The following is an 18,754-nucleotide window of genomic DNA, read 5'->3' as shown; positions in this document are numbered from 1 at the left end:
ATAAGCCCGTCGCGACCCGCCCGGAAACCAAGGTTTATTCGTGAAGGTTCCGAAGCGCGGCGCATGGGAGGTTCGACCCGCGAGGGGTGCGGTCGGTGTTCGATGACGACCGTCGTGGACGCAACCGCCGACGAGTCTCGCGACCCGCTCGGCGACGACCGAATCGAACTCGACGCGTCGGCGCTTCGGGCCGCGTCGCCGGCGGCGTGGCTCGGCCAACTGTCGGCTCGCCTCGATGCGGCCGCCGAGCGCTTCGTCTACGGCGACCGCTAGACGTTCTCACCCGTGTGCGAACCTGTCCCCTCGTAGAGTTTATACCGTCTGGCACGTACTCCCGTCAACGACAATGGAAGAGAGCATCTCCGGGTTCAAACGCCGTGGCACCTGGGACGAGGTCGTCGAACACGGGGAGCGAATCACCCGCGCGCTCCGCGACGCCGACGTCGACAGCACCGCCTTCGACGACTGGGACGAGTGGCGACCGAAGTCCCACGAGCGACTCGGTGAGGACGTAAACGAGAAGACGGCCCAGCAGGCCAGCGTCGGCGAGGGCGAAGGCGAGAAGGCTGGTAAGACGCCCAACGACGACCTCAAGACGGCGGGCGAGAAGCTCTCTCGGTCCTACGAGCGGGTCGAGGAGGGCGACAACGAGGGAGCCGTCGAGTCGTGGCAGGACTCCATCAACTACGTCGCCCGCGCGGCCGACTCCGCCGGGCGGAAGGCGCTGCGGAAGGTCGAAGACACGGTCTACCGCAACGTGATGACCCAGTTGGCCCCCTATTACTTCGACAACGAACTCGTGAGCGCGAACATCCAGCGGGTCGGCCGCGGCTCCGGCGACGAGCGGTTCGTCTTCGAGGTGAACGTCAACGACGACGAACTGAAGTCGATGGTGTCGGAGACGCTGCGCGACTTCGAGGACGAAATCGACCGCTGGCACATCGACACGCCGAAAGAGACCGAGGTCGCGGAGGCCGTCGAGGGCGTGGAGGTGCCGACGACCGACGAGGAACACCGGTCTAACTGGACGACGAACTGAGCCGGGTCCGGGTTCGGCTCGACTCGCTCGGCTCGCTCGACTCGCCGCTCGCCGCCCGCCGTCGGCACGCGCTTCCGTCGGCACTCGCCGCCATCGACAATACTGATACCGCTCGCCCGCGACCCTCCGGTATGCCCGAGCCGCTCCGAGTCGAGTCCGGCGAACTGACCGCAGACGAAATCCTCGACGCGCTCCGCGAGGGTCGCCGCGTCGTCGTCCAAGCGGAACTGCTCGGCGGCGTCCACGAGGTGACGCTCCGCCACGACGGGACGGTCTTTTACTGCGACACGCCGACGACGCTCCACAAACACGAGGACGAAGACGGGATGCGCGCCTGCGTGCTGAAGATGGGCTACGCGAAAGAGTAGCGTCGGTGCGGTTCCCGGCCGCGGCGGCCGCTCGCTCGCCTGTAAGTGAGGGTTTAATCCGACGCACGGCGAACAGGTGTGCATGGCCGACGCACCGGATATGGGCGAACTGATGGAGACCGAGGACCCGAACTTCGGACAGGTCCTCGCGTGCGTCTTCGGCATCCAGAGCCACGAGAGCCGGACGTATCTCGCACTGCTCGACAACCCCGGAAGCACCGTCGCGGAGTTGGCGGAGGTACTCGACCGCGACCGCAGCAACGTCAACCGCTCGTTGACGACGCTCCTCGACAAGGGCCTCACCGAGCGCAAGCGCCGCCTGCTCGACCCCGGCGGCTACGTCTACCAGTACACGGCGACCCCGCTCCCCGAGGCCAAGGAGATGATGCACGCCGCGCTCGACGAGTGGGCGGAGGACGTTCACGCCCGCATCGACGCCTTCGGCGAGTCGTAGGCTCGCGACCGACCGCGTCCCCGGCGAGTCCGTCGCCCGGCAGGTGCCGCCCAAACCCGCCCGCTTTTGTCCCTCTGGTGCCACCGCCCGAGCAATGAGCCTCGAACTCACGGCACCCGCCCCCGAGGAGCCATCCGTCGCCGCCGACGGCACCTGGCTCGAATGTATCGCGTGCGGCGCGCAGTTCGCGCCGTTCGAGGACGTTCGGTACACCTGCGACGACTGCGACGGCCTCCTCGAAGTGCGCTACGCGTCCCCGCCGACGTGGGACGACTTCGAGGGCCGCGGCGTCTGGCGCTACAACGCCGCGCTCCCCTTCGAAGCGGGCGTCTCGCTCCCCGAGGGTGCGACGCCGCTCCACGAGGTACCCCGCCTCGAAGCCGACGTGGGCGTCGAGACCCTCCGCGTCAAACACGAGGGGATGAACCCCACCGGCTCGTTCAAGGACCGCGGCATGACCGTCGGCGTCCGCGTGGCGAAGGAACTCGGCGTCGGCCGCCTCGCCTGCGCCTCGACCGGCAACACCTCGGCCGCGCTCGCCGCCTACGGCGCGCGCGGCGGGATGGAGACGCTCGTGCTCCTCCCCGCCGGGAAGGTCGCCGCCGGGAAAATCGCGCAGGCGTCGCTCCACGACGCGCGCATCCTCGAAGTCGACGGCAACTTCGACTCCTGTCTCGACATCGTCCAGGACCTCGCCGCCCGCGGCGAGGCGTACCTCCTCAACTCGCTGAACCCCTTCCGGCTTGAGGGTCAGAAGACCATCGGCCTCGAAATCCTCGAGGAGTTCCACGAGGGCTACGGCAGCTACCCGGACCGCATCGTCCTCCCCGTCGGCAACGCGGGCAACACCGCCGCGCTCTACAAGGCGTTCCGCGAACTCGTCCAGTCGGGCGCGCTCGACGCCGACGACGTGCCGAAACTGACCGGCGTGCAGGCCGAGGGCGCGGCCCCGATGGTCGAGGCCGTCGAGAACGGCTGGGACGAGACCCGCCGCTGGGAGGACGTCGAGACGCGCGCGACCGCCATCCGCATCGGCAACCCGGTCAACGCGCCGAAGGCGCTCCCCGGCATCCGCGAGACCGACGGCACGGCCGTCGCCGTCTCCGACGAGGAAATCACCGCGGCGCAGCGCGACCTCGCGGCCGAGGGCGTCGGCGTCGAACCCGCCTCCGCCGCCTCCGTCGCCGGCCTCCGAAAGCTCCGCGCCGAGGGCGTCGTCGACGCGGACGAACAGGTCGTCTGTCTCACCACGGGCCACCTGTTGAAGGACCCCGACGCGGCGTTCGAAGCGGGCGACGACCCCGAACCCGTCCCGAACGACACCGAAGCGGTCCTCGAACACCTCGCCGAGTAGGCGCGCCGCCGACCCGGTACCGACCGTCGCTGACCGTCGCTGACGGCCGCGCACGACGGCGCTCGCCGCGGTCCGACCGCCGGCGATGACGCGCGTCGGGTGCGCGTCTGACACATTCTTTTCATTCTGTGGTACGTCGTGGCACACGATGTCGCTCAGCAGTATGCCGACCGGGACCGTCAGCCGGGACGGGGCCGGTTCGAGAACGTACCCGCCGGACGGAATCGACAACGGGCCGTCCGAAACCGCGTCTTCGGCCTCCGCAGCCCCCGCGTCTTCGGCCACGTCCACCAACGCATCCACGGCCTCGTCAGCGCCCTCGTCCTCACCCGCATCCCCACCCGCGTCCGCGACTCCGTCAGCACGGGCGTCCACGGCCTCGCAGTCGCGCGGTCGCCGCCCGTCGCCCCCCGCCGACGCGCGGGGCCGAGACGCCCTCCAGCGCGAGAACGAGGCGCTTCGGCGCGCGAACGCCCGGCTCAACGCTCGACTCGACAGCGCCGACGCCGACCGACAGAAGATAATCGACCGCTACGAACGGTTGCTGGCCGAGCGTCGGGACGAGAGCCGAAAACAGACCCGCGGCCACTCAGGTCGGCGGAACGAGCGGTCCCGTCGCTCGGGAGTCGAATCGAACGCGGCCGACGCGGTGCGGTCCGCCGTCGGGCGCGTTGTCGAGGGCGTCGCGTCGGCGCTCGGCCGACGGTAGCTCGTCTCGTTTTTCAGAAGATTCGGGTCGGCCGCTTCAGAGCGTGATGAGGTCCACGTCGATGATGCGGTCGTCGGCGAGGAGCTTCTCGCGGACGCTTTCGGGCACGTCGTCGTCGAGGTTGTAGACGGTCAGCGCCTCGCCGCCGGCCTTCGCGCGGCGGGCGTTGAACATCCCGGCGATGTTCACGTCGTTCTCGCCGAGGACGGTCCCGATGAAGCCGATGACCCCCGGCTTGTCGTAGTTGCGGGCGACGAGCATCTGGCCGTACGGGATGGCGTCCAGACGGTAGCCGTTGATGCGGACGATGCGCGGGTCCTCGCCGGTGAACAGCGTCCCCGAGACGGTCATCTCCTCGTCGCCGTTGCGGACGGTGACGGTCACGAGGCTCTGGAAGTCGTCCGACTGGCGGGATTTCGACTCGACGACCTCGATGCCGCGTTCCTTCGCGACCTGCGGGGCGTTGACGGCGTTGACCTGCCATTCGAGCGGCGCGAAGACGCCCTTCAGCGCGGAGGCCGTGACGAGTTCGATATCCTCGGCGGCGATGTCGCCGGTGTAGGTGACCTCGACTTCGTTGAGGCGCCCGCCCAGCAGTTGGGCGGCGATTTTGCCGGCGGTCTCGGCGAGGCCGATGTACGGCTGGATGCGCGGGAAGGCGCTCTCGTCGACCGAGGGCGCGTTGAGCGCGTTGATGACGGGTTCGTCGCGGAACGCGGCGACCACTTGGTCGGCCGTCGAGACGGCGACGTTCTCCTGTGCGGCCGAGGTGGACGCGCCGAGGTGCGGCGTGACGACCACGTCGTCGACGGACAGAAGCGGGTTGTCGGGCGAGACGGGCTCGTCGGCGAACACGTCGACCGCGGCCCCGTCGATGACGCCGGCGTCGACGGCCTCGGCGAGGGCGGCCTCGTCGACCACGCCGCCGCGGGCGCAGTTGACGAGGTAGCCGCTGCCCATCGTTTCGAGTTCGTCGGTGGAGATGAGCCCCTCCGTCTCGGGGGTCAGCGGCGTGTGGACGGTGAGGAAGTCGGCGCGAGAGAGACAGGCGTCGAACTCGACGAGTTCGGCACCGAGCTGGTCGGCGCGCTCCTCCCCGATGTAGGGGTCGTAGGCGACGATGTCCATCCCGAGCGACGAGAACTTCTTTGCGACCTCCTGGCCGACGCGGCCGAGGCCGACGACGCCGAGGGTCTTGCCGTTGACCTCGTTGCCGAGGTAGTCGGACTTGGCCCACTCGCCGTCCTTCAGGCGGGCGTGGGCCTGCGGAATCGAGCGCGCGGCGGCGAAACCCATCGCGACCGTGTGCTCGGCGGCGGCGCGGACGTTCCCCTCGGGCGCGTTGGCGACGATGACGCCGTGTTGGGTCGCGGCGTCGATGTCGATGTTGTCGACGCCGATGCCGGCGCGTCCGACGATGACGAGGTCGGGTGCCGCCTCGAACACCTCGGCGGTCACCTGCGTTCCGGAGCGGACGATGAGCCCGTTCGCGTCGGAGACGGCTTCGAGCAGCGCGTCACCTTCGACGTCGTACGCGGTCTCTACCTCGTAACCGGCCTCGCGTAACCGGTCCAGACCCGCGTCGGCGATCGGGTCCGTGACGAGTACCTTCATGCGCGTAGGGTCTGACCCGTGCGGGTTAAGGGTTGTCACAACGGCCGATATCGTGACATTGAGACTGTCTCGCACGGTTCGGGGGCGGCACGCTCGCCCACTAGTATTATCTGCGCGAGTCCGATAGATTCAGTAGATGGTCTTCCGTCCCGAGAACGCTTCGCCGGCGACGCAACCGCCCGAGGTGTCGCTTCCGGACTCCGGGTCCGTGCTCATCGCCGGCCCGACGATGACGCGGAAGCGGCGGCTCATGCTCTCGATGCTCGCGCCCGGCGAGCGTACCGACGCGGGGACGGTCGTCGTGACGACGAAAAAGCCCGCCCCGAGCATCGCACAGGAGCTGTCGTACATCAGCGGGTCGCCCCCGGAGCAGTTCGAGGTCATCGACACGACGAGCGTCGCTGACCTCCTCGACGACCGCCCCGACGCGGGGAACCTCCGGTACGTCTCCAGCCCCGGCGACCTGACCGGCATCGGCATCCACCTGACCGAGTCGCTCCGGGAGCACTACGAGGCGAGCCGGTCGGCCCGCGTCGGTCTGCACGTCCTCTCGACGCTTGTGATGTACACCGACCTCAAACGGCTGTTCCAGTTCCTCCACGTCATCACGGGCCGCATCTCCGCGGCCGGGTTCACGGGCGTCTTCACGCTCGACACCGGCTTCGTCGACGAGCGCGAACTCGCGCTCCTCAAACAGCCGTTCGACGGCTTCGTCGAGACGCGCGACACCGACGGCGACCCCGAGTTCCGGGTCCGCGGCCTCGACGACGGCCCGCGGTCGTGGACGCCGCTTCGAATCTGAGCGGGTTCCGGAGGCGGCCGGCGAGTCTTCTCACGACAGGTGCGTCACCGCGAGGTCGACCAGCGGCGAGTTCGCCCGGTCGAACGTCGCGATGGCCCCCGACCACTCGTCGTGCGGGTAGATGGCGACGACGACTTCGTCGAACCACCTGATGACAGCGTTCAACTCACCGTAGTCGTCGAGTTCGGGTTCGCTGACGGGCTCGCCGAGCGCCTTCATAACGAGTGTCTTCACGCGCTCGGTGCGCGCGTCCGGTTCGAGCGCCTCGTCGATATCGTCGCGGAGGTAGAGCAGTTCGAACGCCTCGCCGTCGTACTGGCCGACCGCGCGCACCTCGGCCTCGTCGAGGTCGTGCAGGCTTCGGACGAACTGTCGGAGCGGACTGTCTCCTTCCTCGCCGAAGTCCCCGGCAAGGTCGGCTTCGACGTCGCTGAGCGTCTCGTGTTCGGCGTCGTGCAGGTCGTCCATACGTGTTGTCAGGGAGACGATGGATAAATAGCTGTGCGCGGTCACCCCGGTTTCCCGGCGGTCGGCTCGCCAGCGTCCCTCCCGCGCCGCATAACTGCCGACGCGGAAGCTTTGAAACCCCGCGGCGACGACGGGCAGATATGCGCATCATCGCCTTCGACTTCGACGGCACGCTCTCGGACTCCGAGATGACGGTCCTCCTCGGCAAGAAGAACGGCACGGCCGACGAGATGGCCGACATCACCGAGCGAGCCATGAACGACGAGCTGAGCTACGCGGAGAGCCTCCGGTCGCGCGCCCGCCTCCTCGAAGGTCTCGAAGAGGAACTCGCAGAGGAGGCCTACGGCGAGGTGCAACTCCGACCCGGCGCGGCCGACCTCATCCGGCGCCTCCGCGACTACGGCCACCACGTCGCCATCTTCACCGGCGGGTTCGAACGCGGCGTCGAGCGCGCGCTCGAAACGGAGGGCGTCGAGGTCGACGACATCGTCTCGAACCGCCTGCCCGTGAAGGGCGGTCGACTCACCGGCGACGTGGAGGGGTCGCTCATCGAGGGTACGAAGGACACGGCGCTGGAGACTCACGCCGCCGAACTCGACGTTCCCATGGACCGAACGGTCGCGGTCGGCGACGGCGCGAACGACCTTCCGATGCTCGAAGTCGCCGGCCTCTCGGTCGGCTTCGTCCCCAAGGACGCGGTCCGCCCGGCCTGCGACGCCGTCGTCGCCTCCATGGACCGACTCGGAAAGCTCTTCGAGAGCCACGGGATTCTCGACGCCGACGAGTAGACTGTTTGGGGTCTGCTAACACTTATCATATCTGGGGCCGTAGCGCCGCGTATGCCAATCAGCGATGTCAACACGCCCGAGCTATGGGTGGCGGGCTTCGTCTTCGTGGCCCTCGCGCTCGCCGCCCTGTTCGAGGGCGTCGTCCTCCTCGACATCCGCACGCTCGGCGTCGACGAGTCGATTCCCGCGGCCGCGGCGGTCGTGGGGACGATGCTGGCGCTGTGGTGGTTCGACGACGGGTGAGCGCGCCCGGCGAGTGCGACGGTGAGCGCCCGCGGCCTTGGCCCGACACCGGCCCCGACCCCGAATTCGAATCTGACCCGAACCGACGCTGAACCGCTCTTTCTGCGACTGCGCGGACCTCGGAGCGACGCGACCGAACGGGGACAACGATTAAGTCGATGTGTAAAGTATACTTTACTGTAAAGCGAACTTTCCACCCGACCTCCCGCGACCGGCGCTTTACACAGCACTATGTCACAAGTCCAACGCTCACCGACGCCTCGGCTCTCCAGACAACGGCGGTACCGACGCCTGCTGTTCGGTTCCATCGGGGCGGGCGTCCTCGCCTCCCTCGTCCTCCGATTCCTCGACTCCCCCGTCCTCGGGGAAGCCGTCTACTGGCTCGGCATCGTCGCCGCGCTCGCCGTCTGGCGCGGCACCGAAGTCGCGCTGTTCGACGAGCGCGACCGCTCGCTCGAACGGCGGGCGAGTCAGCTCACCATGACCGCCGCCGCGGTAATCCTCGTCCTCGGTGCGTCCGCCGCCCGGCTCGGCGCGACGCTCGGGCTGTTCGAGGTCTCGCCGTTCGTCTCGGGCGCGCTGTACGGCTTCGTCGGACTGTTCGGTCTCTTCGCCCTGTGCTACCTCTGGGTCCGCGCTCGGACATGAAAAACAGGGTCCGAACGCGCCGCGAGGCCGCCGACCTCAGTCAGGGCGAACTCGCAGAAGCGGTCGGCGTCACCCGACAGACCATCAACGCCATCGAGCGCGAGCGGTACGACCCCTCGCTCGAACTGGCGTTCAAGCTGGCGGCGTACTTCGACTGCCGCGTCGAGGACCTCTTCGACCCGGAACTCGACGGCGACCTGACCGCCTAAAAAATCAGCTCGCCGTGTTTCGGACGCTTCCTCACCGATTCAGCGTGTGAATCGCCTGCCCGAGCGCGTTCTCGGCGGCCTCCATGACCGCTTCCGCGAGCGTCGGGTGGGTGTGGATGGTCGAGGCCACGTCTTCGAGCGTCGCGCCCATCTCGATGGCGAACGCGAGTTCGGCGATGAGTTCGGAGGCCTCGGGGCCGACGATTTGCGCCCCGAGGACGAAGCCGGACTCCTCGTCGGCGACGACGCGGACGAAGCCGTCGGCGTGGTTCGTCGTCAGCGCGCGGCCGGACGCCCGGAAGGGCATCTGCCCGACGACCGGCGTGAATCCGGCCTCCTCGGCGTCGGCTTCGGTCATGCCGACCGTACCGATTTCGGGGTCGGTGAAGACGGCGGCGGGGACGGCCTGACTGTCGAAGGCGACCGGTTCGCCGGCGATGTGCTCGGCGGCGACGATACCCTCCTTCGAGGCGACGTGCGCGAGCATCGGCGTGTCCTCGACCACGTCGCCGACGGCGTAGATGTGCTCCACGTCGGTGCGGCGGCGGTCGTCGACCGAGAGGAAGCCGCGGTCGTCGGCTTCGAGGCCGGCGTTTTCGATGTCCATCGTGTCGGTGACGGGCGAGCGCCCGACGGCGACGAGCACCTTGTCGGCGCGGTACTCGTTTTCCTCGCCGTCTTCGGTCTCGGTCGTCACCATGACGCCGTCGTCCTCCTCGCGCCAGCCGCTCGCGCCCTCACCGAAGTGCATGTCGATGCCGAGCTCTTCGGCGCGCTTGCGGACGACGCGGGCCACGTCGGACTCGTAGCCCGGCAGGATGTCGTCGAGCATCTCGACGACGGTCACGTCCGCGCCGAGTTTCGCGAACGTCGTGGATAGCTCCATCCCGATGTAGCCGCCGCCGACGACGACCAGTCGCTCCGGGACGGTGTCGGCTTCGAGGGCGTCGCGCGACGACCACACCGGCTCGTCCCCGAAGTCGAAGCCGGGAATCTGGATGACGCGCGAGCCGGTGGCGATGATGCAGTGTTCGAACTCGATGGTCTCCGAGCCCTGCCCCTCGCCGCCGTGGGCGATGCGGACGGCGTGTTCGTCCTTGAAGCGGGCGGTTCCCTCGACGAGGTTGACGCCGTTTGCCTTACAGAGCTTCTCGACGCCGCCGGTGAGTTGGTCGACGACGCCGCTTTTCCAGTCGCGAAGTTGCGACATATCCACGACGGGGTCGGCGTGGATGCCCATCTCCTCGGCGTTGCCCGCCTCGTGGGCGAGATTCGCGCCCGTGATGAGCGCCTTCGATGGGATACAGCCGTAGTTGAGGCAGGTGCCCCCGTAGGCGTCCTTCTCGACGAGCGTCGTGTCGATGCCGTTCTGTGCGGCGCGGATGGCGGCGACGTAGCCGCCGGGTCCCGCGCCGATGACGAGCAGTTCGGTTCCGGTTGCGATGTCTCCGACGACCATTATTCTAACACCAGCAGTTTGGGGTCTTCGAGCAGTTCCTTCACGCGGTTCGTGAACCGAGCGCCCTGCGCGCCGTCGACGACGCGGTGGTCGAACGACAGCGAGAGGGTGAGGACGTTTCGCGGCACGACCTCACCGTCGACGACCCGGGGCTTTTCTTTGATAGCTCCGAGCGCGAGAATCGCCACCTCGGGGTAGTTGATAATCGGCGTGGCGTACTCGCCGCCGATGCCGCCGACGTTGGTGATGGTGAAGGTGCCGCCGCGCATCTCCTCGGGCGCAATCTTGCGGTTGCGGGCCTTCTCGACCTTCTCGTTCATCTCGTCGGCGAGTTCGAGCATCCCCTTGCGGTCCGCGTCGTGGACGACGGGGACGAGCAGACCGGCGTCGGTCGCGGCCGCGACGCCGATGTTGTACTCGTCGCGCAGGACGATTTCCTCGTTTTCCTCGTCGAGCTGCGAGTTGAGGTACGGGAAGTCCTTCAGCGCCGCGACGACGGCCTTCATCACGAACGGCATGTAGGTCAGCCGCGAGCCGCGCTCCTCTGCGACGGGCTTGAGCTGTTCGCGCAGTTCGACGAGCTCCGTCACGTCCACCTCGTCGTGGTGGGTGACGTGCGGCGCGGTGTACTTCGAGCGCTGCATCTGGTCGCCGATGGCCTTGCGGACTCCCTTGTAGGGGACGCGCTCGCCGGCACCGGGGCCGGCCTCGGGCGGTGCGGATTCACTCGCCGCGTCGCCCGTCGCCTCGGCGGTCGCGGTCCCGGCGTCGGCCTCGGCGGCCACCGCCTCGGCGTCCGCGGCCTGCGCCTCGCGCTGTGCTCGGGCGTACTCCTGGACGGCCTCGGGCGAGACGAACGCCTCGCCGTCGCGCATCTCCGTCGCGGGGACGGCGTCGATGTCGACGCCCTCCTCCTTGGCAAGCGCGCGGGTCGCGGGCGCGGCGAGCGTCTGTTCGCGGTCGGCGCTTTCGGCCGGCGCGGACGCGGATGCGGAGGTGGACGCAGACGTTCCCTCGTCGCGCTTCGCGGTCGCGGACTTCCCGTTGGTCTGGACGGTCCGCGGGCCGCTGGATTCGTCCTCGTCGGCGTCGTCGTCCGCGGCGGCGCGAACGTCGCCTTCGGTCACGCGGCCGCTCGGGCCGCTGCCGTCGACGGCGTCGAGACTGACGCCGAGTTCGCGGGCGAGGCGGCGGACGCTCGGCGGGGCGAACACGCGCCCGCCGGAACTGGAACCGCCGTCGGCGTCGTCGGACGCCTGCGCGTCGTCGCTCTCGGTCGACTCAGACCCGGCCGCGTCGGCGGCCTCCTCGTCGTCGCCATCCTCCTGAATGGTGATGATGACGTTGCCGACGGGCACGACATCGCCCTCCTCGGCGAGGAGCTCCTTCACCGTCCCGTCGAACGGCGAGGGCACGTCGACGAGCGCCTTGTCGGTCTCGACCTCCGCGAGCACTTGGTCTTCGGTTACCTCGTCGCCCGGCGCGACGTGCCACGTTACGAGTTCGCCTTCCGCGACGCCTTCACCGACGTCGGGGAGTTTGAATTCCTTGAGCGCCATCGTTCAGAAGTTCACCGCCTCACGAATACCTTCTTCGACGCGGGCGACCGAGGGGAGGTAGTAGTCCTCCAACGCGTACAGCGGGTACGGCACGTCGTAGCCCGCGACGCGCTTGACCGGCGCTTCCTGGTAGAGCAGCGCCTCCTCCTGAATCGTCGCCGTGATTTCGGCCCCGAGACCGCCGTTCTTCGGGGCCTCGTGGACGACCACCGCGCGGCCGGTCTTCTTGAACGACTCCACGATGGTCTCGCGGTCGAGCGGCGAAATGGTGCGGATGTCCACGACCTCGGCGTCGATACCCTCTTCTTCGAGGTTCTCGACGGCCTCCAGCGTCGGGCGCGTCATCGCGCCGAAGGTGAACACGGACACGTCCGTGCCCTCGCGGCGGACGGCGGCCTCGCCGATGGGGACCGTGTACTCCTCTTCGGGGACCTCGCCGCGGAACGCCCGGTAGATGAGCTTCGGCTCCATGAAGATGACCGGGTCGGGGTCGCGGATGGCGGAGATGAGCAGTCCCTTCGTGTCGTACGGCGTCGAGGGGATGACGACCTTCAGGCCGGCCTCGTGCGCGTAGAACATCTCCTTGGACTCCGAGTGCGACTCGGGAGCGCGGATGCCGCCGCCGTAGGGCGCACGAAGCACCATGGGGAGCGTGTAGCGGCCGCGGGTGCGGTTGCGGAACCGCCCCATGTGGCTCACGATTTGGTCGAACCCGGGGTACATGAAGCCGGAGAACTGAATCTCGGGGACCGGCTTCAGCCCCATCGCGGCCATGCCGATGGCCGTGCCGACGATTCCCGATTCGGCCAGCGGCGTGTCGATGACGCGGTCGTCACCGAACTCGTCCCAGAGGCCCTCCGTGGCCCGGAAGACGCCGCCGTTCTTGCCGACGTCCTCGCCCATGACGAGCACCTCGTCGTCGAGGTTCATCTCGGTGTAGAGACCGTCCCGTACCGCCTGCACGATGGTGAGGTTCTGACTGCTCATTCTCTGAGGAATCCTTCGTCACCGAACTTCTCGCGGAGCGCTTCGAACTCCTCGTACTGTGCCTGAATCTCCGGGGTCCGCTCGGCGTAGGCGTAGTTGAACATCTCGCTCGGGTCCGGCCGCGGGTCGGACTCGGCCGCCTCGATGGCGTCCGCGACCCGCCCTTTCACGTCTTCTTCGATGGCCTCGACGGCCTCGTCGTCGATGCGGCCCGTCTCGCGGAGGAACGACTCCAGCCGCGGGATGGGGTCTTTCGCCTTCCACTTCTCGACTTCCTCGTCGTCGCGGTAGACCGTCGGGTCGTCGGCGGTCGTGTGCGCGCCGAAGCGGTACTGGACCGCCTCGATGAGCGTCGGGCGGCCCTCGCCCTCGCCGGGGTTCTTCGCCTTGTCGAGCGCCGCCTTCGTCACGGAGTAGACCGCGAGCGGGTCCATCCCGTCGACCTGCACGCCGTCGATGCCGTAGGCGGTCGCCTTCTGCGCCAGCGTCTCGGACGCGGTCTGTCGCTCCCGCGGCACCGAGATGGCCCACTGGTTGTTGTTACAGAAGAAGACGTTCGGGGTGTCGAAGACGCCCGCGAAGTTCAGCCCCTCGTGGAAGTCGCCCTCGGAGGTCGCGCCGTCACCGAAGTAACAGATGACGGCCGTGTCGTCCTCGCCGCGAAGCTTCTTCGCCCACGCCGCGCCGGTCGCGTGCGGAATCTGCGAGGCGATGGGCACCGCCGGCGGAAAGAGGTTCACGCCCTCGGGCATCTCGTTGCCCTTCTCGTGGCCCATCCAGTACAGAAGCGTCTGCTTCAGCGGGAGCCCCCGGAGCAGCGACGCGCCGTGTTCGCGATAGCTCGGGACCATCCAGTCCTGTTCGTCGAGCGCGATTGCGCTCCCGATTTGTGCGCCTTCCTGTCCCGACAGCGGCGGATACGTCCCCATCCGCCCCTGTCGCTGGAGACTCACCGCCCGCGTGTCGAAGTGCCGGGCGAGACGCATGTATCGGTACATCTCGACGAGCGTCTCGTCGTCGATGTCGGGGACCTCGCCGACGACGGTCCCGTCCTCGTCGAGCACTCGTACCTGGTCCTGCGGGTCGCGCTGAAGCACGCTCACGGGAGAACCCTCCTGTTCATGGCAAAATCGACACCCGCCGGCGTTATATTGTTTTCGTATATAATTTACTTTGGCTCGGAATATTGCGTCTCGCGTCGTGCTATGTCAACTCACGCGGGGTAAAATTGGACATTTTCGCTTCTAAACGATTCTTCCTGACGTTCATTCGTGTGAACCCACACATCACCGAGAAATAATCGGAAATATCGGCAGCGTTGCAGGACTGTTTCGGGGCGGGCGTGGAGTCGGACCCCGGCTGTCGAGTCACGCGGCGTGGGGTGGAGTAGCGAGACCGCTTACTGTCCGGCGGCCGCGCGGGCGGCCTGCCGCGCCTCCTCGACGCTCGACCCCTCGCGGAGCAGCGCGTCCACGAACAGTTCGCCGGCCTTGTACGACGACCGGACCATCGGCCCGGACGCACAGTAGAGGAACCCGAGTTCGTCCTCCGCGACGCGACGCCACGTCTCGAAGGCGTCGGGGTGGACGTACTCGAACACGTCGAGGTGGCTCCGGGAGGGCTGGAGGTACTGGCCGAAGGTGACGATGTCCACGTCGGCCTCGCGGAGGTCCGAGAGCGTCTGGTAGACCTCGTGGGCGTGTTCGCCGAGGCCGAGCATGACGGAGGTCTTCGTGTGGATGTCGGACTCGTCTGTCACCTGCTGGAGCACCGAAAGCGACTGCTCGTAGCCGGCGCGGCGGTCCCGAATCGGCCACTGGAGTCGCTCGACGGTCTCGATGTTGTGGGCGATGACGTCGGGTCCGGCGTCGATTATCTCCCGGACGTGGTCGGGTTCGCCCTGGAAGTCGGGAATCAGCACCTCGACGAGCACCTCGGGGTCGCGGCGCTTGATTTCGCGGATGGTCTCCGCGAAGTGGGCCGCGCCCTGGTCCGGCAGGTCGTCGCGGTCCACGGAGGTCAACACGACGTAGTCGAGGCCGATTTCGGTCACCGCGTCGGCGACGTTCGCCGGTTCGTCGGGGTCCAGCGGCTCCATCCCGCCGGTCGTCACGTCGCAGAAGTTACACCCGCGCGAGCACCGGTCGCCCATGAGCATGAACGTGGCCGTGCCGGGGCCGTCGCGGCCGCTCCAACACTCCCCGAGGTTCGGGCAGTTCGCCTCCTCGCAGACGGTGTTGAGGTTCCGGTCCCGGAGCGTCGATTTGATATCGGTGAAGCGCCGGCCCGATGGCGGTCGCATCTTCAACCAGTCTGGCTTCCGCCGCGTGCGCATAGGCAGTTCTTGCGAGGCGACGGGCAAAAACGTGAGGATTGGTCCGCCGTCTGTCGGGTTGGCGGCGGGATCGCTCGCCGGAGGCGACCGAACCCGCGTCCCCGCGACGTTAGCCATCGTATGCACGTCCCGTGCTACCACGCCTCGTTCAGAATCGTTCAAACGAACACTACTGTCGCGAGAAACGAAACGTTCGAGTCAAATACATCACGACTTTCTATCAAACAGCATGTACGACCGTGCTAGATATATCATCTGACTGAAAAACTTATATCCGAGTAAAGACTTCTATCGAGTATGAACTGGAAACACCGCCGCGACATGACGAAGGCCGAGTCGAAGAAGCACGAGGCGACCGCGGGGACGAACTGGTCGTTCATCGCCGCGCTCGCCGGCGCCGCGTAAGCGGGCCTGCGCCTCGGTCCCCGAATCGACCCTCCCAATCCTCCCACCCACCAACCTCAGTCCCTTCGTGTTCCGCTCGTTCGACGCCCGCGAGCCGCCGCGCCGGATGGAGAAACGCCTTTCCCCACGGACGACTCGGCTTCGTGTATGACGCTCGTCTTCGTCTCGTCCCCGACGCCAGCGCGCACCCGGAGGTGCGCCCAGTGAAAGTCGCCGAGGCGGTCCCCGAGTTCGCAGACGCCTTCGGGTTCGAGGAGTTCAATCGGATGCAGCGCGAGGCGCTGCCCGCCATCCTCGACACCGACCACAACGTCGTCGCCTCCGCGCCCACCGCCAGCGGGAAGACGGCGCTCGCCGAACTCGCCATCTGCCGCACGCTCCGCGACGAGGGGACGGCGCTTTTCATCGCGCCGCTCCGCGCGCTCACCACCGAAAAGGAAACCGAGTGGGAGCGCTTCGAGGACCTCGGTTACTCCGTCTACGTCGTCACCGGCGAGCGCGACCTGAATCCCCGCCGGGCCGCCCGCGCCGACATCCTCGTGATGACGCCCGAGAAGACCGACTCCGCGACCCGGAAACACGACTCCGCGCGCTACTCGTTCATCGAGGACGTCGACTGCGTCGTCATCGACGAGGTCCACCTGCTGGATTCGGAGACCCGCGGCGGCGTCCTCGAAGTCACCGTCTCGCGGATGCGCCGCATCTGCGACCCCCGAATCGTCGCGCTCTCTGCGACCATGCCCAACATCGACGACGTGGCGGCGTGGCTCGACGCGCCGGACGAGACCACCTTCGAGTTCGGTGACGACTATCGCCCCGTCGACCTCCACGCGGGCGTCAAGACCTACACCCACGGCGAGAACTCCTTTGCCGACAAGTACCGCCGACTGTACCGCGCGTTCGACCTCGCGGAGCCGCACATCCGCGACGGCGGCCAGTCGCTCGTCTTCGTCTCCTCGCGGCAGGACGCCGTCCGCGCGGCCGCCAAGGCCCGCGACGAACTCGCCAAGCGCGACGTGCCCATCGGCGCGCGCGGCGACTACGACTTCCACAACGAGGCGAAGGAACTGAGCAACGACTCGCTCGCCAAGGGCGTCTTGGACGGCGTCGGCTTCCACCACGCCGGCCTCTCGCGGGACGACCGCGAGGCCGTCGAGGAGTGGTTCAAGGCGGGCAAGATTCAGCTCCTGTTTTCGACCTCCACGCTCGCGTGGGGCGTGAACCTCCCCGCCCGCTGCGTCGTCATCCGCGACACGAAACACCACGACCCGCTCGAAGGCGAGGTGGACATCTCGCCGCTCGACATCCTCCAGATGCTCGGCCGCGCGGGCCGCCCCGGCTACGACGACGTCGGCTACGGCTGGGTCGTCTGCGACCGCTCGGACCAGAACAAGTACCGCCGCCTGCTCCGCGAGGGCAAGGAAATCGAGTCGCGCCTCGCGGAAGACCTCGACTCGCACCTCAACGCCGAAATCGCGATGGGGACCATCCGCGACCTCGACGACGTCATGTCGTGGTTGGAGACGACGTTCTACTACCGGCGGGCGCAGTCGAACCCGGCGGCCTACGATTTCGAAGACCTCCGCGAGCGCGTCCGCGACGTGCTCGACCGCCTCGTCTCCCGCGGCTTCGTCGAGATGGACGACGACCTCTCCATCGACGCGACCCCGCTCGGGCGACTCACCTCGAAGTACTACCTCCGTCTCGGGACCGCCTCGCGCTTCGCGGACCTCGCGGAACGGGACCGCATCACCGCCGACGACATCCTCGAAACCGTCGCGGGCGCGGCCGACTTCCGACAGGTGTCGGCGCGCCAGTCCGAAGTCGACGCCGTCGACTCGGTGTTGACGGGCGTCTCGACCACGCTCGAAGACGGCCCGAAGAAGGTGCTCGCCATCCTCCACGCCAGCATGGCGAACTCGACGCCGAGCGAGCTCCGGAGCGACGCGTGGGTCATCAAGCAGAACGCGCTCCGACTGCTCTCCGCGCTCCGCGAGTTCCTCGACACGTTCGCGGACGCCCGCGCCGCCAACCTCGCAAGGCGCGTCGAGGCCCGCGTCGACAACGGCGTCAGCAGCGACGCCGCGGCGCTCACGGCCGTGGACGGCATCGGTCCCGGTCGCGCGCGAAAGCTCGCCACCGGCGGCCTCTCGACCCCGGCCGACGTGGCCGACGCCGGCGTGAAAGAACTCACTCGCGCGGGGCTCTCGCAGGGCGTCGCCGAGCGCGTCATCGAGAGCGCGAAGGACCTCCCCGCGCCCGACATCGACTGGGGCGAGTTCCCCGAGTCGGTCGCCCGCGGCGAGAGCGACATGCACGACATCCGCGTGCGAAACGACGGCGGCGGCGGCTCGGTCGGCATCCGCGTCACCGTCAACGACGTTGAGATGTCGGCGAAGACGTGCTACCTCTCCGACGAGGTGACCGTCCCCGTCGGCGTCTTCGGCGCGACCCACGACGAACTCCAGTTCGTCGTGGAAGTCACGTTCCCCGACCTGCCGCTGCTCCCGATTCGGGAGACGCGGACGGTTCGGGTCGAATAGAAAAGCGCGGCGGCAGCCGCTTTTCGGTCGTTTTTGGTCGCGTTTCGCCTACTCTTCGCCCAACAGCGCCGCCCGCAACTCCGCCGGCCCAGTCACGATTCTGTCCGCCCGCGAGAGGTCGAGGTCGGCGTTCTGCCCGCCGCGGTAGGCGATGGTGTACGCGCCGGACCGGACGGCCGCCTCGATGCCGTTTATCGAGTCCTCGATGACGACGCACTCCTCGGGGGCGACGCCGAACTCGGCGGCGGCGTGCTCGTAGATGTGTGGCTCGGGCTTCCCCGGTTTGTCGATGTCGTCGGCCGAGAGCACGAGGTCGAGCGGGTCGAGGCCGAACCGCTCGCGGACGGTCGAAATCCAGTCCCGCGGGGCCGACGAGACGATGGCAACCTGCTTGCCCGCCGCGCGGAGGTCCGAAAACAGTTCTTCCGCGCCGTCCATCAGGACGACGTGCTCGCCGTAGACGCTCTCTGAGTTCTCGTGGTACGCCGCGATGAACTCGTCTTTCGTGACGGTCGTCCCGTACTCCGCGTCGAGGTAGTCGTATATCTCGCGGAAGTTCATCCCCGTGATTTCCTCGTGGTCGGGGTCGCCGGACTCGATGGCGTCGACGAACACCCACTCGTCCTCGAAGGCGTGCCAGTACTGCTCGGAATCGACCAACACTCCGTCCATGTCGAACAGCACGACGTTCGCGTCCATGATTCGCCCTCGGCCGCGCCCGACCAAAGAGCTTCGTGCCGCGGCATGCCCGGTGAACCCTCGCACGTAGG

Annotated in this window: 20 protein-coding genes; 12 read left to right on the top strand and 8 right to left on the bottom strand. The window is 67.9% G+C overall.

The window, feature by feature from the left end; all coding sequences use genetic code 11:
* Positions 1-63: 63 nt before the first annotated feature.
* The 6 genes from C458_RS13340 to C458_RS18895 all read left to right on the top strand — a co-directional run bounded on the left by C458_RS13340 (position 64) and on the right by C458_RS18895 (position 3,924).
* Positions 64-273: a hypothetical protein gene (locus C458_RS13340; protein ID WP_008579894.1), complete on the top strand. Its 210-nt coding sequence runs from the start codon at positions 64-66 to the stop codon at positions 271-273.
* 73 nt (positions 274-346) lie between these two features.
* Positions 347-1,039: a DUF5828 family protein gene (locus tag C458_RS13335; RefSeq protein ID WP_004065968.1), complete on the top strand. Its 693-nt coding sequence runs from the start codon at positions 347-349 to the stop codon at positions 1,037-1,039.
* A 131-nt stretch (positions 1,040-1,170) separates the two neighbouring features.
* Positions 1,171-1,407 carry a hypothetical protein gene (locus C458_RS13330; RefSeq protein ID WP_004044839.1) on the top strand — a complete coding sequence of 79 codons (237 nt, stop codon included), beginning with the start codon at positions 1,171-1,173 and terminating at the stop codon, positions 1,405-1,407.
* A gap of 82 nt (positions 1,408-1,489) precedes the next feature.
* A complete protein-coding gene (locus C458_RS13325; protein WP_004044838.1) occupies positions 1,490-1,861 on the top strand; it encodes a helix-turn-helix domain-containing protein in 372 nt (123 codons plus the stop codon).
* Between the two features lie 94 nt (positions 1,862-1,955).
* Entirely contained in the window at positions 1,956-3,215 is a 1,260-nt protein-coding gene (gene thrC / locus C458_RS13320; protein ID WP_008576430.1) for a threonine synthase, read from the top strand.
* A 148-nt stretch (positions 3,216-3,363) separates the two neighbouring features.
* Positions 3,364-3,924 carry a hypothetical protein gene (locus tag C458_RS18895; RefSeq protein WP_008576428.1) on the top strand — a complete coding sequence of 187 codons (561 nt, stop codon included), beginning with the start codon at positions 3,364-3,366 and terminating at the stop codon, positions 3,922-3,924.
* A 36-nt stretch (positions 3,925-3,960) separates the two neighbouring features.
* On the opposite strand, the gene serA is transcribed toward C458_RS18895, so the two are convergent.
* Positions 3,961-5,538, bottom strand: a complete 1,578-nt coding sequence (gene serA, locus C458_RS13310) for a phosphoglycerate dehydrogenase (RefSeq protein WP_008576426.1) — start codon at positions 5,536-5,538, stop codon at positions 3,961-3,963.
* Positions 5,539-5,674: 136 nt separating this feature from the next.
* Between serA and C458_RS13305 the strand changes: the two genes are divergently transcribed.
* Positions 5,675-6,340: a hypothetical protein gene (locus tag C458_RS13305; protein WP_008576424.1), complete on the top strand. Its 666-nt coding sequence runs from the start codon at positions 5,675-5,677 to the stop codon at positions 6,338-6,340.
* A gap of 30 nt (positions 6,341-6,370) precedes the next feature.
* Here the strand turns inward: C458_RS13305 and C458_RS13300 are convergent, their stop codons facing one another.
* Positions 6,371-6,808 (bottom strand): hypothetical protein, encoded by a 438-nt coding sequence (locus C458_RS13300; protein ID WP_008576422.1) that lies wholly within the window; start codon positions 6,806-6,808, stop codon positions 6,371-6,373.
* A 140-nt stretch (positions 6,809-6,948) separates the two neighbouring features.
* Here C458_RS13300 and serB point away from each other — a divergent pair, with 140 nt between their 5' ends.
* From serB to C458_RS13280, 4 genes are all read left to right on the top strand, one after another.
* Positions 6,949-7,596, top strand: coding sequence for a phosphoserine phosphatase SerB (gene serB, locus C458_RS13295; RefSeq protein WP_008576421.1), 648 nt, complete (start codon positions 6,949-6,951; stop codon positions 7,594-7,596).
* A gap of 51 nt (positions 7,597-7,647) precedes the next feature.
* Positions 7,648-7,839 carry a hypothetical protein gene (locus C458_RS13290; protein WP_049897093.1) on the top strand — a complete coding sequence of 64 codons (192 nt, stop codon included), beginning with the start codon at positions 7,648-7,650 and terminating at the stop codon, positions 7,837-7,839.
* Positions 7,840-8,070: 231 nt separating this feature from the next.
* Positions 8,071-8,487, top strand: coding sequence for a DUF2178 domain-containing protein (locus C458_RS13285; RefSeq protein ID WP_008576419.1), 417 nt, complete (start codon positions 8,071-8,073; stop codon positions 8,485-8,487).
* Positions 8,484-8,696, top strand: a complete 213-nt coding sequence (locus tag C458_RS13280) for a helix-turn-helix transcriptional regulator (RefSeq protein WP_008576418.1) — start codon at positions 8,484-8,486, stop codon at positions 8,694-8,696. Before C458_RS13285 ends, C458_RS13280 begins: the two co-directional genes overlap by 4 nt.
* Positions 8,697-8,727: 31 nt before the next feature.
* Here the strand turns inward: C458_RS13280 and lpdA are convergent, their stop codons facing one another.
* From lpdA to lipA, 5 genes are all read right to left on the bottom strand, one after another.
* On the bottom strand, positions 8,728-10,155 hold the full coding sequence (lpdA, locus tag C458_RS13275) for a dihydrolipoyl dehydrogenase (protein ID WP_008576417.1): 1,428 nt from the start codon (positions 10,153-10,155) through the stop codon (positions 8,728-8,730).
* A complete protein-coding gene (locus tag C458_RS13270) occupies positions 10,155-11,714 on the bottom strand; it encodes a dihydrolipoamide acetyltransferase family protein (protein WP_008576415.1) in 1,560 nt (519 codons plus the stop codon). Before C458_RS13270 ends, lpdA begins: the two co-directional genes overlap by 1 nt.
* Positions 11,715-11,717: 3 nt before the next feature.
* Entirely contained in the window at positions 11,718-12,701 is a 984-nt protein-coding gene (locus tag C458_RS13265; RefSeq protein ID WP_008576413.1) for an alpha-ketoacid dehydrogenase subunit beta, read from the bottom strand.
* Positions 12,698-13,804, bottom strand: coding sequence for a pyruvate dehydrogenase (acetyl-transferring) E1 component subunit alpha (pdhA, locus tag C458_RS13260; RefSeq protein ID WP_008576412.1), 1,107 nt, complete (start codon positions 13,802-13,804; stop codon positions 12,698-12,700). The genes C458_RS13265 and pdhA overlap by 4 nt, the downstream gene beginning before the upstream one ends.
* A gap of 296 nt (positions 13,805-14,100) precedes the next feature.
* Positions 14,101-15,036: a lipoyl synthase gene (gene lipA, locus C458_RS13255; protein WP_008576411.1), complete on the bottom strand. Its 936-nt coding sequence runs from the start codon at positions 15,034-15,036 to the stop codon at positions 14,101-14,103.
* A gap of 608 nt (positions 15,037-15,644) precedes the next feature.
* Here lipA and C458_RS13250 point away from each other — a divergent pair.
* Positions 15,645-17,984 carry a DEAD/DEAH box helicase gene (locus tag C458_RS13250; RefSeq protein ID WP_008576410.1) on the top strand — a complete coding sequence of 780 codons (2,340 nt, stop codon included), beginning with the start codon at positions 15,645-15,647 and terminating at the stop codon, positions 17,982-17,984.
* A 48-nt stretch (positions 17,985-18,032) separates the two neighbouring features.
* On the opposite strand, the gene C458_RS13245 is transcribed toward C458_RS13250, so the two are convergent.
* The gene (locus C458_RS13245; protein WP_008576409.1) at positions 18,033-18,683 is read right to left on the bottom strand and encodes an HAD family phosphatase; all 651 of its coding nucleotides are present in this window, start codon (positions 18,681-18,683) and stop codon (positions 18,033-18,035) included.
* Positions 18,684-18,754 lie beyond the last annotated feature (71 nt).

Source organism: Haloferax sp. ATCC BAA-644, assembly GCF_000336975.1.
Taxonomy (GTDB): domain Archaea; phylum Halobacteriota; class Halobacteria; order Halobacteriales; family Haloferacaceae; genus Haloferax; species Haloferax volcanii.
The sequence above is the reverse complement of the archived record's forward strand: the minus strand, read 5'-3'. Positions and strand labels throughout refer to the sequence as shown.

What these genes read in the sequence shown, in the direction of transcription:
- C458_RS13265 (WP_008576413.1), bottom strand. Translation starts at nt 12,701, where the DNA reads ATGAGCAGTCAGAACCTCACCATCGTGCAGGCGGTACGGGACGGTCTC.
- C458_RS13300 (WP_008576422.1), bottom strand. Translation starts at nt 6,808, where the DNA reads ATGGACGACCTGCACGACGCCGAACACGAGACGCTCAGCGACGTCGAA.
- C458_RS13290 (WP_049897093.1), top strand. Translation starts at nt 7,648, where the DNA reads ATGCCAATCAGCGATGTCAACACGCCCGAGCTATGGGTGGCGGGCTTC.
- thrC (WP_008576430.1), top strand. Translation starts at nt 1,956, where the DNA reads ATGAGCCTCGAACTCACGGCACCCGCCCCCGAGGAGCCATCCGTCGCC.
- C458_RS13285 (WP_008576419.1), top strand. Translation starts at nt 8,071, where the DNA reads ATGTCACAAGTCCAACGCTCACCGACGCCTCGGCTCTCCAGACAACGG.
- C458_RS13280 (WP_008576418.1), top strand. Translation starts at nt 8,484, where the DNA reads ATGAAAAACAGGGTCCGAACGCGCCGCGAGGCCGCCGACCTCAGTCAG.
- C458_RS13305 (WP_008576424.1), top strand. Translation starts at nt 5,675, where the DNA reads ATGGTCTTCCGTCCCGAGAACGCTTCGCCGGCGACGCAACCGCCCGAG.
- C458_RS13270 (WP_008576415.1), bottom strand. Translation starts at nt 11,714, where the DNA reads ATGGCGCTCAAGGAATTCAAACTCCCCGACGTCGGTGAAGGCGTCGCG.
- C458_RS13325 (WP_004044838.1), top strand. Translation starts at nt 1,490, where the DNA reads ATGGCCGACGCACCGGATATGGGCGAACTGATGGAGACCGAGGACCCG.
- C458_RS13335 (WP_004065968.1), top strand. Translation starts at nt 347, where the DNA reads ATGGAAGAGAGCATCTCCGGGTTCAAACGCCGTGGCACCTGGGACGAG.
- C458_RS18895 (WP_008576428.1), top strand. Translation starts at nt 3,364, where the DNA reads ATGTCGCTCAGCAGTATGCCGACCGGGACCGTCAGCCGGGACGGGGCC.
- lipA (WP_008576411.1), bottom strand. Translation starts at nt 15,036, where the DNA reads ATGCGCACGCGGCGGAAGCCAGACTGGTTGAAGATGCGACCGCCATCG.
- C458_RS13340 (WP_008579894.1), top strand. Translation starts at nt 64, where the DNA reads ATGGGAGGTTCGACCCGCGAGGGGTGCGGTCGGTGTTCGATGACGACC.
- C458_RS13330 (WP_004044839.1), top strand. Translation starts at nt 1,171, where the DNA reads ATGCCCGAGCCGCTCCGAGTCGAGTCCGGCGAACTGACCGCAGACGAA.
- C458_RS13245 (WP_008576409.1), bottom strand. Translation starts at nt 18,683, where the DNA reads ATGGACGCGAACGTCGTGCTGTTCGACATGGACGGAGTGTTGGTCGAT.
- serA (WP_008576426.1), bottom strand. Translation starts at nt 5,538, where the DNA reads ATGAAGGTACTCGTCACGGACCCGATCGCCGACGCGGGTCTGGACCGG.
- lpdA (WP_008576417.1), bottom strand. Translation starts at nt 10,155, where the DNA reads ATGGTCGTCGGAGACATCGCAACCGGAACCGAACTGCTCGTCATCGGC.
- serB (WP_008576421.1), top strand. Translation starts at nt 6,949, where the DNA reads ATGCGCATCATCGCCTTCGACTTCGACGGCACGCTCTCGGACTCCGAG.